General features: G+C 59.9%; 15 protein-coding genes and 1 tRNA gene. 8 read left to right on the forward strand and 8 right to left on the reverse strand.

Annotated features, from left to right (window positions below; all coding sequences use genetic code 11):
* Positions 1 to 260: 260 nt before the first annotated feature.
* The 3 genes from ampE to KVH01_RS29190 form a co-directional block, all read right to left on the reverse strand.
* Positions 261 to 1,097: a regulatory signaling modulator protein AmpE gene (gene ampE / locus KVH01_RS29180; protein ID WP_217883775.1), complete on the reverse strand. Its 837-nt coding sequence runs from the start codon at positions 1,095 to 1,097 to the stop codon at positions 261 to 263.
* Positions 1,094 to 1,657 carry a 1,6-anhydro-N-acetylmuramyl-L-alanine amidase AmpD gene (gene ampD / locus KVH01_RS29185; RefSeq protein ID WP_217883776.1) on the reverse strand — a complete coding sequence of 188 codons (564 nt, stop codon included), beginning with the start codon at positions 1,655 to 1,657 and terminating at the stop codon, positions 1,094 to 1,096. Before ampD ends, ampE begins: the two co-directional genes overlap by 4 nt.
* Before the next feature lie 61 nt (positions 1,658 to 1,718).
* Positions 1,719 to 3,866 (reverse strand): DUF1631 domain-containing protein, encoded by a 2,148-nt coding sequence (locus tag KVH01_RS29190; protein ID WP_217883777.1) that lies wholly within the window; start codon positions 3,864 to 3,866, stop codon positions 1,719 to 1,721.
* A 245-nt stretch (positions 3,867 to 4,111) separates the two neighbouring features.
* On the opposite strand from KVH01_RS29190, the gene nadC reads away from it, so the two are divergent.
* Positions 4,112 to 4,960 carry a carboxylating nicotinate-nucleotide diphosphorylase gene (gene nadC / locus KVH01_RS29195; protein ID WP_217883778.1) on the forward strand — a complete coding sequence of 283 codons (849 nt, stop codon included), beginning with the start codon at positions 4,112 to 4,114 and terminating at the stop codon, positions 4,958 to 4,960.
* 119 nt (positions 4,961 to 5,079) lie between these two features.
* Here the strand turns inward: nadC and KVH01_RS29200 are convergent, their stop codons facing one another.
* From KVH01_RS29200 to KVH01_RS29210, 3 genes are all read right to left on the reverse strand, one after another.
* Entirely contained in the window at positions 5,080 to 5,385 is a 306-nt protein-coding gene (locus KVH01_RS29200) for a DUF6388 family protein (RefSeq protein WP_124399322.1), read from the reverse strand.
* A gap of 147 nt (positions 5,386 to 5,532) precedes the next feature.
* Positions 5,533 to 5,608 (reverse strand) — tRNA-Thr (locus tag KVH01_RS29205).
* 63 nt (positions 5,609 to 5,671) lie between these two features.
* Positions 5,672 to 6,085 (reverse strand): pilin, encoded by a 414-nt coding sequence (locus KVH01_RS29210; RefSeq protein WP_217883779.1) that lies wholly within the window; start codon positions 6,083 to 6,085, stop codon positions 5,672 to 5,674.
* Positions 6,086 to 6,285: 200 nt separating this feature from the next.
* On the opposite strand from KVH01_RS29210, the gene KVH01_RS29215 reads away from it, so the two are divergent.
* Genes KVH01_RS29215 through yacG form a run of 4 tightly spaced genes read left to right on the forward strand, consistent with a single transcriptional unit; the run spans position 6,286 to position 9,174 of the window.
* Entirely contained in the window at positions 6,286 to 7,494 is a 1,209-nt protein-coding gene (locus tag KVH01_RS29215; protein WP_217883780.1) for a type II secretion system F family protein, read from the forward strand.
* Positions 7,491 to 8,357 carry a prepilin peptidase gene (locus KVH01_RS29220; RefSeq protein WP_318836592.1) on the forward strand — a complete coding sequence of 289 codons (867 nt, stop codon included), beginning with the start codon at positions 7,491 to 7,493 and terminating at the stop codon, positions 8,355 to 8,357. The genes KVH01_RS29215 and KVH01_RS29220 overlap by 4 nt, the downstream gene beginning before the upstream one ends.
* Positions 8,354 to 8,977 (forward strand): dephospho-CoA kinase, encoded by a 624-nt coding sequence (gene coaE, locus KVH01_RS29225; protein ID WP_217883781.1) that lies wholly within the window; start codon positions 8,354 to 8,356, stop codon positions 8,975 to 8,977. The genes KVH01_RS29220 and coaE overlap by 4 nt, the downstream gene beginning before the upstream one ends.
* Entirely contained in the window at positions 8,974 to 9,174 is a 201-nt protein-coding gene (gene yacG / locus KVH01_RS29230) for a DNA gyrase inhibitor YacG (RefSeq protein WP_003188437.1), read from the forward strand. Before coaE ends, yacG begins: the two co-directional genes overlap by 4 nt.
* Here the strand turns inward: yacG and KVH01_RS29235 are convergent.
* Positions 9,171 to 9,386 (reverse strand): hypothetical protein, encoded by a 216-nt coding sequence (locus tag KVH01_RS29235; RefSeq protein ID WP_003171680.1) that lies wholly within the window; start codon positions 9,384 to 9,386, stop codon positions 9,171 to 9,173. The genes yacG and KVH01_RS29235 overlap by 4 nt on opposite strands.
* Before the next feature lie 64 nt (positions 9,387 to 9,450).
* Complete coding sequence (locus tag KVH01_RS29240) at positions 9,451 to 10,140, reverse strand: energy-coupling factor ABC transporter permease (protein ID WP_217883782.1); 690 nt, start codon at positions 10,138 to 10,140, stop codon at positions 9,451 to 9,453.
* A 274-nt stretch (positions 10,141 to 10,414) separates the two neighbouring features.
* Here KVH01_RS29240 and KVH01_RS29245 point away from each other — a divergent pair, with 274 nt between their 5' ends.
* The 3 genes from KVH01_RS29245 to KVH01_RS29255 all read left to right on the forward strand — a co-directional run bounded on the left by KVH01_RS29245 (position 10,415) and on the right by KVH01_RS29255 (position 12,664).
* A complete protein-coding gene (locus KVH01_RS29245) occupies positions 10,415 to 11,044 on the forward strand; it encodes a DUF1780 domain-containing protein (protein WP_217883783.1) in 630 nt (209 codons plus the stop codon).
* Between the two features lie 87 nt (positions 11,045 to 11,131).
* On the forward strand, positions 11,132 to 11,305 hold the full coding sequence (locus KVH01_RS29250; RefSeq protein ID WP_043049308.1) for a DUF3094 family protein: 174 nt from the start codon (positions 11,132 to 11,134) through the stop codon (positions 11,303 to 11,305).
* A 60-nt stretch (positions 11,306 to 11,365) separates the two neighbouring features.
* A complete protein-coding gene (locus KVH01_RS29255; protein WP_217883784.1) occupies positions 11,366 to 12,664 on the forward strand; it encodes an NAD(P)/FAD-dependent oxidoreductase in 1,299 nt (432 codons plus the stop codon).
* The last annotated feature ends 28 nt before the right edge of the window (positions 12,665 to 12,692 follow it).

Consider the following 12,692-nt stretch of genomic DNA (forward strand, 5'->3'; position numbering starts at 1 on the left):
GGGCACACCGAGCCTGGGCGAGGTGCCGAGTGGTGGGGCAAGAGCGTTTTGGTTACTTTTGCGCTTTTCAAAAGTGACCCGCTGTAAAAGCGGAACCAATATCGCCGTTACCGCAGCAACGGATATGTACTCGGTCTGATCCAACATCCTGGTCGGCTGTCAGGCCGCCATCGGGGGCAAGTCGAATCGTCGCACCGCCCCTCCCACATTTGGATCGCGGTGCATCAGTTAGATCGGAGACAAGCCCCCTCCCGCAATGTTTAGGGCAACACGGTCCAGATGGCAAAGCCGGCATACCACAGCACCGCCGCACGCAGCAGCAGCTCCCACAGCCGATCCAGGCTGTTGATGCCATCAGCACCCACCACCGGCGGCGGAATTTCGGCAGCGGCCAGCCCGACTTTTTCCATCAGTTGTGCAGCGCTGATGTCCCAGCTCAGCAGTTCGTGGAGCATCACACGACTGACCCCGACGAAATTGCCCACCAAGGCAAAACTCGCCGCCAGCAGGCGTACCGGCAACCAGTCAAACGCGTGACGCAATTGCGTGGCGCGCTCGGCCACCAAGGGGTTCTGGCTATGCTCGCTGGCCAGCGCCAACAGGCGGTAGGCCAAGGCGGCCACTGGGCCCAGCAGGAAATACCAGAAAATCACCGCGAAAAAGCTCTGATACGCCTGCCACAGCAAGTAGCCCTGGACGCGCTCCAGCAATTGCTCGCCACTGTCGGCGCCCAGCTTCAGATCGCGCTCGGCCACGTGTTCGGCAGCCTGCAGGTCACCGCGCCGCCAGGCGTCACGAAAAGGCCCCAGCCCTGCCAGCAGATCACCACGGCCCAGGCTGTAGATCACCACCAACAAGTGCACCGGCAATGCCAGCAGGCCATAGGCCACCGGCTCCAGTATCAGCAACAACAGGGCCAGCAACGCTACGGGCAACAGCACCGTGACCAGTAGGGTCAGCCAGGGACGCTTACCCATGCGCGAGCTCGACTCCAGCCTGGCCAGCTCACGCAGCCAACCGCCATCGCGCTGCAGCCGCAGGCGCAAGGCCGAGAACTTCTCGATCCAGACCGCCAGCACCAACACCAGGAAACTCATTGTTCGTGTCCTCCATCCTGCAGGGCGCTAAGAAAGCGCGTCCAATCAAAAGCGGGGCCCGGGTCGGTCTTGCGTCCCGGAGCGATGTCGCTATGACCACAAATACGTTGTTGGGTAATCTTCGGGTAGGCCGTAAGCAGCTGGCGTGTCAGGTCGATCAGCGACCTGTACTGGGCATCGGTAAATGGCAATTCGTCAGTGCCCTCCAGCTCGATCCCCAGGGAGAAATCGTTGCACACTTCGCGGCCCTCGAAGCTGGAAACACCTGCATGCCAGGCTCGTTCCCGACAAGAAACAAATTGCGTCACAATGCCGTCACGCTCAATCAGAAAATGCGCAGATACACGTAGGTGTGCAATCCCCTCAAAGTAGGGATGTTCCGAGATATTCAGGCGATTCTGGAAAAACTCCTGCACCTTGCCAGTGGCGAACTGCGCCGGCGGCAAGCTGATGTTGTGCACAACCAACAGCGAGATTTCGCCTTCCGGGCGCTCGTTGAAGTTGGGCGAAGGGCAGTGACGAATGCCCTGGCACCAGCCGCTGGCGGGGTCCAACTGCATACAGGCTCCTTGAATGAGACTAAGTGTTACCAGTATGCCGCGTTCCGCCCTGCGGTTGCGATCACTTGCCGCGATTGAGTTGACGCAGGTTGCCCACCACCGCAGCCAGCGCACGTTCGAACAGCAAGCCATCATCCAGCGTGCGTAGCGTGCCACGCTTGAAGGCCAGGGCCAATTGCCCGGCGGTTTGCTCCAGAACCTTGAGCCCCGTGCGACTGACAAACACATAGGTATTGGCAGGCGCCATGATTGCCGTCAATTTGCAGCGCAGGATGGGGGCGTCGTTTTGCTGCAGCTCAATCCAGGTGCCAATCCGCAACTGCTGGGCCGTGAGCAGGTCGGGATCATCATGAGCCAGAGGCTCAAGGGAGGTCGACAGGCCCGAGTTGAAGACGAAAGGCTCGCGGACTTCGACCATTACATCGACGCCCCCTGACGGCTGCACATGCATAGCCTGCAACTGCAGGAAAAACTCACGGGTGCTGAACGAATCGAACGCCGCGCTGGCCAGACCGTCGCGCAATGCCTTGAGCAACCCAGGTAACTGCTCGAGCAAACGCCGACCTGCCTCGGTGTCTTCCTGCAGGCCAGCACTCCAGATCAACTCATCCATGGTGCGCAGTGCCGTTTGCCATGGCAGGGACTGTTCACCGTGCTTGAGCGTGGTCAACAACAGCACCTGACTCCAGGCCTGCTGCAGGAAGTGCAGCAAAAACTGCGGCAAGATTTTACCCATAATCCGTCGATTGATCACTTGCGCCACACGCTGGCGAGCAGCCTCGGTACGCAGGCGCTCTTGCTCGGTTTCATGGGTGTGCCGCTCCAGCAACTCACTACGCCTGCGCTCATCGGCGGTAAACACGCTGAACTGCGCCAGTAGCTGGGAAAAAATTGCCGTGTCTTCGACAAACTCATTCAGCAACCGCTGTACGACCTGTTCGATACGCAGGTAGAGGTAATCGTGCGGGTTATCCCCCGGCGGGCTCCATCCCATGGCGGCGTTCGCGATTTCATTGAGCAAGCGTCGCACCGGATGGTTCGCGCAGCTGAACAGGCTTTTGTCCAACACCGCGACTTTCAGCATCGGAATCTGCAAGCGGGCAATCAAACCCTTGAAAGCATCCGGCACGCTGGGGTCATCGCGAATGAACTCAAACAACAAGGCGACCAGGTTGATCACATCTTCGTCAGCCTCTTCCAGCACCCGCGACCTGCCACTCTTGACACTGACCCGAGTCAGTAGCTGCTCAAGCTGATTGCGCAGGTCGAAATCGTCCTCGGCGTCGGGCTCCGGGACGTACTGTTGCAAATGCGACAGCAGGCGCAGCAGGTCGCGGGTGGCGATGGGTTGCGGCTCGGTACTGGCTTCGAGGGTCGGCGCTACGCTGCCACGCACGGCCACCAGCCATTTTTGCAAGGCACTGAAGGCCTCTTGTCCGCTTGGCTCGAACGGCGGCTCGGTGATCGACTGGTTCGCGTGGGGCTGCTCACGGGTCGCAGGCCCGCCGGAACGACGGGACGGAACGGCCTTGAGTTCGGGCAATACCCCAGTGGCGACCAGAAGCTGATTGGCTTCGGCGTACAGCAGGTCAGCGTCGCTGAGCACATATTTTTCAAATAGCTTGAGCATGATCAGCTTGACCCGGATCTCCACCCCCAGGCTGCGTCCGGCCTGCAGGAAGAACTCGCAAAGCAAGGCCGGCCCCAGTGGGTTCTCGTGGTCATCCAGGCGCCGGCCAAGCAATTCACTGAACCGCGCGCTCAGTTGCCCCAGTGCCAGCCCATCGCGATGCCGTACTCGACTGAGCATCGCTTCCAGGGCCACGGCTTTTTCCGCTTCATCCGCGCTCGTACCGGACGCACCTTCGTAAGACACCACCGGCACCAGGTGCATGTCGCCGCGCCCGGCCAGGCCCAGATCGGCAAAGGCGACGAACAGCTGTTCCATGAATACGCGCTCGAAGTTCTTGCGCTTGAGGCGCAGGTCGCGCATGGCCTCGAAGAAAATATGATGGTCGACGGTGCTACGGGCCTTGTCAGCCATTTCGAACAGAGTGTCGTCGGCGTTATCGAACAACTCCTGCAAACCCTGTTGTAACTGTTGCGCGGCCTTGTCACGCACCTGCAACACCACCACAGGCAGGCGCGCGAGCGGCGATGGCGTGGCCTGTGCCCTGTTGAAAGGCACCACCTTTCCGTCATTGTGCATCCTGGCCTCCTGAAACGGCGGTGTTGAGAGGGGGAAAGAACGGGGGCAGGCCCGGGAGGCACTGCAAACACCCGGCTACCACCAGAACGTCAAAGCTATGACGCCAATCGCAAGGCGCGAGATTATCTTGCAAATGAGGGTAGTTGCGCCAGCAAACTATGCCTTGGCGCGGTAATTGAGTGGCGAGCCTGGGTTCAAACGCGCGCAGCCCCTATAATCGTGGCACTTTGTTTGTGGAGCCTGTTATGCCGAATCTCCGTCTCGCCGACCTCACCGCCGAAATTGAAGCCAACGTGCGCCGCGCGCTCCTGGAAGACATCGGCAGTGGCGACATCACCGCACAGTTGATCCCGGTCGAACGGCTGGCCAAGGCGACGATCATTACCCGCGAGGCGGCCGTTATTGCCGGTACGGCGTGGGTGGATGCGGTGTTCCGCCAACTGGACCCTCGGGTAGCCGTGCATTGGCAGGTGGCCGACGGTGAACGGGTCAACCCTAACCAGGCGCTGTTCCACCTTGAAGGCCCGGCACGCTCGCTGCTCAGCGGTGAACGCTGTGCGCTGAACTTCCTGCAGATGCTGTCAGGCGTCGCCACCCGTGCGCAGTTCCTGGCGGACTTTGTTGCCAGTACCCAGGTCAAGCTGCTGGACACCCGCAAGACATTGCCGGGCCTGCGCCTGGCGCAGAAGTACGCAGTCAGCTGCGGCGGTTGCCATAATCACCGCATCGGGCTGTATGACGCGTTCCTGATCAAGGAAAACCACATTGCCGCCTGTGGGGGTATAACCCAGGCCATCACGGCCGCTCACAAGATCGCCCCGGGCAAGCCGGTGGAAATCGAAGTGGAAAGCCTGGAAGAATTGCGCGAAGCCCTGGCGGCGGGTGCCGATATCATCATGCTGGATGAACTGAGCCTGGACGACATGCGCGAAGCCGTGCGCCTGACCGCCGGCAAGGCCAAGCTGGAAGCCAGCGGCGGGATCAACGAAACCACGCTGCTACCTATCGCTGAAACCGGTGTGGACTACATCTCCATTGGCGCGATGACCAAGGATGTGAAGGCGGTGGATCTGTCGATGCGCCTGAGTATCTAAAGTGCCTTGATAGTAGGAGCGAGCTTGCTCGCGAAAAACTCAAGGGCACCGCGTGCAATCAGAATTCACGCGTTATCGTTAACGTTTTTCGCGAGCAAGCTCGCTCCTACAGACTGCTTTTAAACTACTAGGTTATTCATCTCGCAGTACTCTTCCCATTCGACACCCAGCACTTCGGCTGCCTCTTTGTGCAAAGCCAGCCGTGCGGCTTCAAACTCTTCAGGCGTCGAGGTGTACTTGAGGGTCAGTTCCCAAGGCTGGTAGCCCTGGCTCTCGGCCTCATCTTCGAATGCCCACTGGATCTGGTCACGCTGGTCGTCAGCGCTCAGTTCTTTGATCTCTTCTTTAAGCTGCGGCGACTCCTCGAGATATTTTTCGAGCGCTGCTTGGTGCCGAACTTCCTGGGTCATCTCAGTCGTGGTCATGTCGTTCTCTTAGATCAAGGAATGGGGATGCATCTGGGTCATCAAGGTTGCGCAGATACAAAAGAGCGGGCACGAATGCCGGCTCGTCTGGCCTTCAGAACCATTCTGGGATCATCTGAAAACATTGCCTTTGAAGCGGTGGTGCCTTGGTGCCCGAGACAGGAATCGAACCTGCGACCTTCGCGTTACGAGTGCGCTGCTCTACCGGCTGAGCTACACGGGCGGTGGGCTAAAGCTAGCACTGCATCGGGCATGCAGCAACTGGCTCGCTCACCGCCCGGCGGCGTCACGCGCCGTTGGTGCCACAGCCTTTGGCAGCGTACTGCGCCTCAACCGTGGTGGCGCAGGTCCAGCCGGTGGTGGCGCTGCGGGTCAGGGTAATGGTCTTGCCCAGCACGGGCGCCGGCGCATCGAGAATTTCACAACGGATGGAGCCGGCGCCCGAGGCCACATCACCTGCTACCTCGATCTTGCAGTTGGCGGTGGGACTGGTACCGCCGATCAGGGCAAGGGTCGGCACGGTGCCCTGGTTGATGGTGTCTTCGTAGCCAGCCTTCAACGCGCTGATTTCAGCCAGACCCGCCGTGAACTTGGCCTTGGCCTGGTGCTTGGTATACATGGGCAAACCGATGGTGGCCAGAATGCCGATGATTGCCACAACGATCAACAACTCGATCAAGGTAAAGCCTTTTTGACGCATCTCTTTCACTCTCCAGAATAGAACCATGACAAGGCACTTCCTGCGCCCCGTAGTGTGCAACGGCGTCAGTGTACTCATGCCCGCGCGGCCAATCGCGTACAGGACGCACATTCTGACATTTTATTCCTGAACGCCAGCCTGCCCGGCCCCCTAGCTGACTAAGCTATAAATTCTTCATTAGCAGCGTGCGCAAACCCGACATGAATGACACGTCAACGATCTACGCCTGGGAAGGCATCAACCGCAAAGGACGCAGGGTGTGCGGGCAAATTGCTGGTCATGACCTTGCGCTGATCAAGGCACAATTGCGCCAGCAAGGGATCTGCCCCGAGCGTGTGCGCAAGAAGCCCGCATCTCGGCCGATCTTCGTCCCACGAATATTGCCTGCGGATATCGCCCTGCTCACCCGCCAGTTGGCCACATTGCTCAAGGCCGGCATCCCGTTGCTACAAGCCTTCGACATCATCAGCGAGGGCGTCGAGAACCGGCAGGTGAGTGATCTTGTCAAAGCCTTGAAACAGCAGATCGCCAGCGGCAACAGCTTGGCCGATGCGCTGCGCCAACATCCACGTTATTTCGACGATCTGTACTGCAACCTGGTCGCCGCCGGGGAACAGGCAGGTGCCCTGGAAACCCTACTGGAGCGCGTGGCGATTCACCTGGAAAAAAGCCAACGGCTCAAAGCCAGGATCAAAAAGGCCATGACCTACCCTGTCGCGGTACTGGTGGTTGCCACACTGGTCAGCGCGGTGCTGTTGATACACGTAGTGCCACAATTCCAGAACCTGTTCGCCGGCGTCGACAGCCAATTGCCCGGGTTTACCTTGGCGGTCATTGCCCTGTCCGAATTCCTGCAACAGGCGTGGTGGGTGCTGGCGCTGGGCTTGGGTGCGTCGCTGGCAGGGCTGCGCCAGGCTTACCGAGCTTACCCAGGCTTTCGCCATCGGCTGCAAGCGGGTTTGTTGAAAATACCCCTGGCAGGCAAACTGCTGCACAACTCTGCGGTCGCTCGTTACGCCCGCACGCTTTCAACCACCTTTGCAGCGGGCGTGCCCCTCGTGCAGGCATTGGGCTCGGTGGCCGGCGCCGTCGGCAATGGACCATTCAAACAGGCAATTGAACGTATGCGCCACGATGTATCCACAGGCATGCAATTGAACCACTCCATGGCCGGCAGCGGCCTGTTTCCAGGCATGGCGATCCAGATGACGGCCATCGGTGAAGAATCCGGCACGCTGGACCGGATGTTGGAAAAAGTCGCGAACCACTACGAGGCGGACGTGGACACCTTGGTCGATAACCTCACCAGCCTGATGGAACCGCTGATCATGGTGGTACTGGGGGGCATTGTCGGGGCACTGGTGATCGCCATGTACCTGCCGGTCTTTCAACTGGGTACGGCATTTTGATCCTGCTGCTGACTGAACAATCCTGGTTTTTCGTCGCCATGGCACTGGTGCTGGGTCTGATCGTCGGCAGTTTCCTCAATGTGCTGGTGTGGCGGCTGCCAAAAATGCTCGAGCGCGAATGGCGTGCCCAGGCCCATGAGATCCTCGGCTTGCCTGCCGCATCCGCCGGGCCGGCCTATAACCTGATGCGCCCGAATTCCTGCTGCCCCCGTTGCGAACAGCCGATTCGGCCCTGGGAAAATATTCCACTGCTCAGCTACCTGTTGCTCAGGGGGCGTTGTGCCCATTGCCGTGAGCCCATCAGCCTTCGTTACCCCTTAACCGAGCTGGCCTGTGCGTTGATCTCGGCCACTGTTGCCTGGCACTTCGGTTTTGGCTGGCAGGCCGGCGCGGTGCTGTTGTTGAGCTGGGGCTTACTGGGCCTGAGCCTGATTGATCTCGACCATCAATTGTTACCGGATGCGCTGGTGCTGCCGCTGCTATGGCTGGGACTCCTCCTCAACAGCGCCGACCTGCTGGCGACCTTGCCCGATGCGCTGTGGGGCGCGGTCATTGGCTACATGAGCCTGTGGAGCGTGTTCTGGCTGTTCAAGCTGGTCACCGGTAAAGATGGCATGGGCCATGGCGACTTTAAGTTATTGGCATTACTGGGGGCCTGGGGTGGGTGGCAGATACTGCCGATGACATTGCTGATGGCCTCACTGTTGGGCTTGATTGCCGGGCTGATTCTATTGCGTTTGCGCAAGGCCCCGGTGTCAGCACCGATGCCATTTGGTCCCTGCCTGGCAATTGCCGGCTGGATTGCATTGCTCTGGGGTGGTCAAATAACCGACTTCTATTTGCAGTCTGTCGGTTTCAGATGACCACTTCTGTCGCAACACCCTGGATTCTTGGCCTCACGGGCGGCATTGGCAGCGGCAAAAGCGCTGCGGCCGAGCACTTTATCAAGCTGGGCATCGACCTGGTGGATGCCGATCATGCTGCCCGCTGGGTCGTCGAGCCTGGGCGGCCGGCACTGGCGTGCATTGCCGAGCATTTCGGCAGCGGCGTGCTGTACCCCGACGGCCAGCTGGACCGCGCCGCGCTGCGGAAACTGATCTTTGAGGTCCCCGAAGAACGCCTGTGGCTGGAAGCCCTGCTGCACCCGTTGATCGCCGAGGAAATTCGCAGTCACTTGGCGCGCGCCCGTTCGCCTTACGCGATCCTGGTGTCACCGCTGCTGATCGAGTCAGGCCAATACAGCATGACCCAGCGCATCCTGGTGATCGACGTGCCGCAATCGCTGCAGATTCAGCGTACCCTGCAGCGCGATGGCATCAGCGAACGACAGGTGCAGGCGATTCTCAAGGCCCAGTCCAGCCGCGAAGACCGCCTGAGCCATGCCGATGATGTACTGGTCAATGACCAGGACCTTGCCTGGCTGCATGGCGAGGTCGAACGACTGCACCATTTTTACCTTACTTTGCGTGGAGGCCGATCATGAGCCAACCCCTGACCGTCGATTGCCCAACCTGCGGTGCCCCCGTGGAATGGAAAGCGACCAACCTCAACCGGCCGTTCTGCTCGGACCGTTGCAAACTCATCGACCTGGGCGCCTGGGCCGCCGAGGAACACAAGATCCCCGTGGCCCCGGATGCCGAAGACGAGCTGTTTTCCGAAGACCTGCCACCGCGCCACTAAGGCCGCATAAAGGCATATTCCTGCTGGTCGTCGAGGTTTTCTGCGAGGTATTGCAGTTCGTCGGCCAGGTCTTCAAAACTGCGTACGCCCTTGCTTTGCTGCACCACCGCGCTGAGCATGGCGCGCAAGGTCAAACCTGGGTCAAAACCGATTTCCTGCGCTGCATCCTGGCTTCTGCGCAACTCCTGCCGTGCCCACTCATACACACTCATGATCCGTGCTCCTGAAAATTTTGCAGAGCATGGACCTGCGCCGTTGCCCGGCATTTGACTTGGATCAACGCCGTGAATCATCGTCCTTCCACGGCGCCGAGAGGTAGCGGGTACGGTTGAAGGTCTCCAGCCATTCCGGGCAGAACACCACCAATGCGCTGATGACCATGCCGTTGATAAAGGCTTCGGGAAAGATGATCAGCCAAAGGTAGCCCACAAAATCTTCCAGCCATTGCGGCATCGCAAAGCGGCCGTCAAACCACAACAAACCCAGCCCGGCCAACAGGCACAGCAAGGCCGACAGCGCTGCGGCAAAAAAACCGGAACAGAAGATATACACAAAGGGGTTTCGCGGTTGCGCCCGCTCGACCAGCAGCGCACAGCCTTCGGTGACCAGCACCGGCAACCCGATCAGGAGCAGGCCATTGACTCCGAGCGCTGCCAGGTCCTGGCGCCCCAGCAGCATGAGGCCGAGCTGAGCGGCAAACCCACCGACGATTGCCAGCGGCCAATCCAGCAGCAAGGTGACGGCGGTCATGCCGATAAAGTGGTAAGAGACCCCGGTATCGAAATCCCGTCGCACCAGCCACAGCATGAACAGCGCGAACACCGTGCCGAACAGTAAGTGCTGGCGCCGTCGGTCGGCGAACAACTCGACCCACGGCGAGCGCAGCACCGCCCATATCAGCACGGGCGCATACAACAGCCAACCGATGCCGAGGGTCGATGGCGCCAGAACAGCTGCACTGATCACGGATGCACTTCCTCTACAAAAAGCTTGCTGCCGAGTGAGCAGTCTACACCTGGGTTTTAATATTGGTCTGGTTCGGAGCGAGATTCAAATGTGGGAGGTGGCTTGCTCCCGATGCGGTCTAGCAGCCGATACATGTGCTGGCTGGCACTCTGCGATCAGGAGCAAGCCCCCTCCCACATTTGGATCTCACTGGCAGAGAGACCCAGCTGTTTCAGCAGCAACTCGGCACAAGCAAGACTTCCTGTGGTCATCATTTGAACGCTAAGCTGCGCATATGGATGACTCAGATTATTTGCGCCTGCTCACCGTAGCAGCCGAACAAGCCAATGCGTTTCTGTCCAATGCCCGCAAATGGGAGCGTGAGCGTTGGGTTTGCCAGCGACTGCTGCAAGGCTTGAATGTGCCCTACCGCGTCGAAGAATTTCACGCCGCAGGCCAGGAGCCGCCGGATGTGTTGTTTCGCGACGCCAGCTTCGAGGTGTTTTTCGTGCTGGACGAAGGCCGCCGTCTGAACGACGAGTGGCGCGACGAATTACTGCGCAGGCGCAGTGCGTTCTCCTTGAGCCAGCTGGTGCGGCGCGAAGCCAAGCCACGGCGCATCCCGGCCCATGAGTTCCTGCTGCGCCTGGCGCCGACGCTGCGTAAAAAAGCCCACAACTACAAAGAACGCGGCATGGACCTGGGCGAGCTGGATCTCATCGCCTTTGCCAGCCTCAAACGCGAAGTGCTGGACCTCAACAGCCACTTCCCGCCGCCCACCGAGTATTTGCGCCAGGGCTGGCGCTCGCTGTCGTTGGTGGGCCCGACCTTTGCCCGGGTGCTGTTCGCCCACCCGGAGGCACCGGATTTCTTGCGCAACAACCTGGGGCGCAGCATAGTATTCGACGTTGGCATCAGCCTGTGACACCGGCACCGGCTACGCTTATGGCGATAGCGCCAACCCTGTCTGTAACGTGGCGCCCTTTTGCAACGTCTACCTGACGAGGCCTTTATGACCAGCCGCCTGAACCCCGATGACCAACAGCATGTCCAAGAGTACCTGCAACTCTCCCAGAACAGAGTCGAGCGCAAGCCTTTCCGGCCGTGGCTGCTCCTCTGCGTGGTGCTGGTAGTGGTGATCGGGCTCGGTGTGCTGAGCCGCCTATTGAGTTACCTGACGCTATGAGCTGCCTGGCGCTCGCGAGGGTAACTGCTCCGATTTCTTTTAGCCTTGCGAGATATCCCCATGACCCATCGTATTATTATCGTCGGCGGCGGCGCCGGCGGCCTGGAGTTGGCTACCCGCCTGGGTAAGACCCTGGGCAAGCGCGGCAAGGCCAGCATTACGCTGGTGGACGCCAACCTGACCCACATCTGGAAGCCCCTGCTGCACGAAGTGGCCGCCGGCTCGCTGAACTCTTCTGAAGACGAACTCAACTATGTTGCCCAAGCTAAATGGAACCACTTCGAGTTCCAGCTGGGACGCATGAGCGGGCTTGATCGCGAACAGAAAAAAATCCAGCTGGCCGCCACCCTCGACGAAGAAGGGCGCGAACTGGTACCTGCGCGCGTACTGGGCTATGACAGCCTGGTAATCGCCGTGGGCAGCACTACCAACGACTTCGGCACCGAAGGCGCGGCGCAACATTGCCTGTTTCTCGACACCCGCAAGCAGGCCGAGCGTTTTCACCAGCAACTGCTCAACCACTACCTGCGCGCCCATGCCGGGCAGACCGATGCCGTTGAACAGATCAGCGTTGCCATCGTCGGTGCCGGTGCCACCGGCGTCGAGCTGGCCGCCGAGCTGCATAACGCCGCCCATGAGCTGGCTGCCTATGGCCTGGACCGCATCAAGCCAGAGAACATGCACATCACCCTGATCGAAGCCGGCCCGCGAGTATTGCCCGCGCTGCCGGAGCGCATCGGCGGGCCGGTGCATAAAACCCTGGAGAAACTCGGCGTGACCGTGCTGACCAACTCGGCGGTCAGTGAAGTGACTGCCGACGCCCTGATCACCAGCAGCGGGCAAGTGATTCCCGCCAGCCTCAAGGTATGGGCGGCCGGGATTCGCGCACCAGGTTTCCTCAAGGACATCGATGGCCTGGAAACCAACCGCATCAATCAGCTGCAGGTGCTGCAAACCCTGCAAACCACCCGCGATGAAAACATCTTCGCCTTTGGTGATTGCGCTGCCTGCCCGCAACCGGGCACCGACCGCAATGTACCGCCTCGGGCCCAGGCTGCACATCAGCAAGCTTCGCTGTTGGCTAAATCGCTGAAATTGCGCATTGAAGGCAAGGAACTGCCAACCTATAAGTACACCGACTACGGTTCGTTGATTTCGCTGTCGCGCTTCTCAGCGGTGGGCAACCTGATGGGCAACCTGACCGGCAGTGTGATGCTGGAAGGTTGGCTGGCGCGGATGTTCTATGTGTCGCTGTACCGCATGCACCAGATGGCGCTGTATGGGTTCTTCCGTACGGCAATGCTGATGTTGGGGAGCAAGATTGGCCGAGGCACCGAACCGCGCCTCAAACTCCACTAACAACGCATAATACCTGTGGGAGGGAGCA

The sequence above is a fragment of the Pseudomonas khavaziana genome (genome assembly GCF_019145205.1).
Classification (GTDB): Bacteria; Pseudomonadota; Gammaproteobacteria; order Pseudomonadales; family Pseudomonadaceae; genus Aquipseudomonas; species Aquipseudomonas khavaziana.

Bases quoted from the DNA above. Each gene is read 5' to 3' on its own strand.
- KVH01_RS29250 (WP_043049308.1), top strand. From the start codon at position 11,132: ATGACCAGCCGCCTGAACCCCGATGACCAACAGCATGTCCAAGAGTAC.
- KVH01_RS29190 (WP_217883777.1), bottom strand. From the start codon at position 3,866: ATGCACAATGACGGAAAGGTGGTGCCTTTCAACAGGGCACAGGCCACG.
- KVH01_RS29245 (WP_217883783.1), top strand. From the start codon at position 10,415: ATGGATGACTCAGATTATTTGCGCCTGCTCACCGTAGCAGCCGAACAA.
- KVH01_RS29200 (WP_124399322.1), bottom strand. From the start codon at position 5,385: ATGACCACGACTGAGATGACCCAGGAAGTTCGGCACCAAGCAGCGCTC.
- KVH01_RS29235 (WP_003171680.1), bottom strand. From the start codon at position 9,386: ATGAGTGTGTATGAGTGGGCACGGCAGGAGTTGCGCAGAAGCCAGGAT.
- ampE (WP_217883775.1), bottom strand. From the start codon at position 1,097: ATGAGTTTCCTGGTGTTGGTGCTGGCGGTCTGGATCGAGAAGTTCTCG.
- KVH01_RS29215 (WP_217883780.1), top strand. From the start codon at position 6,286: ATGAATGACACGTCAACGATCTACGCCTGGGAAGGCATCAACCGCAAA.
- ampD (WP_217883776.1), bottom strand. From the start codon at position 1,657: ATGCAGTTGGACCCCGCCAGCGGCTGGTGCCAGGGCATTCGTCACTGC.
- coaE (WP_217883781.1), top strand. From the start codon at position 8,354: ATGACCACTTCTGTCGCAACACCCTGGATTCTTGGCCTCACGGGCGGC.
- yacG (WP_003188437.1), top strand. From the start codon at position 8,974: ATGAGCCAACCCCTGACCGTCGATTGCCCAACCTGCGGTGCCCCCGTG.
- nadC (WP_217883778.1), top strand. From the start codon at position 4,112: ATGCCGAATCTCCGTCTCGCCGACCTCACCGCCGAAATTGAAGCCAAC.
- KVH01_RS29255 (WP_217883784.1), top strand. From the start codon at position 11,366: ATGACCCATCGTATTATTATCGTCGGCGGCGGCGCCGGCGGCCTGGAG.
- KVH01_RS29210 (WP_217883779.1), bottom strand. From the start codon at position 6,085: ATGCGTCAAAAAGGCTTTACCTTGATCGAGTTGTTGATCGTTGTGGCA.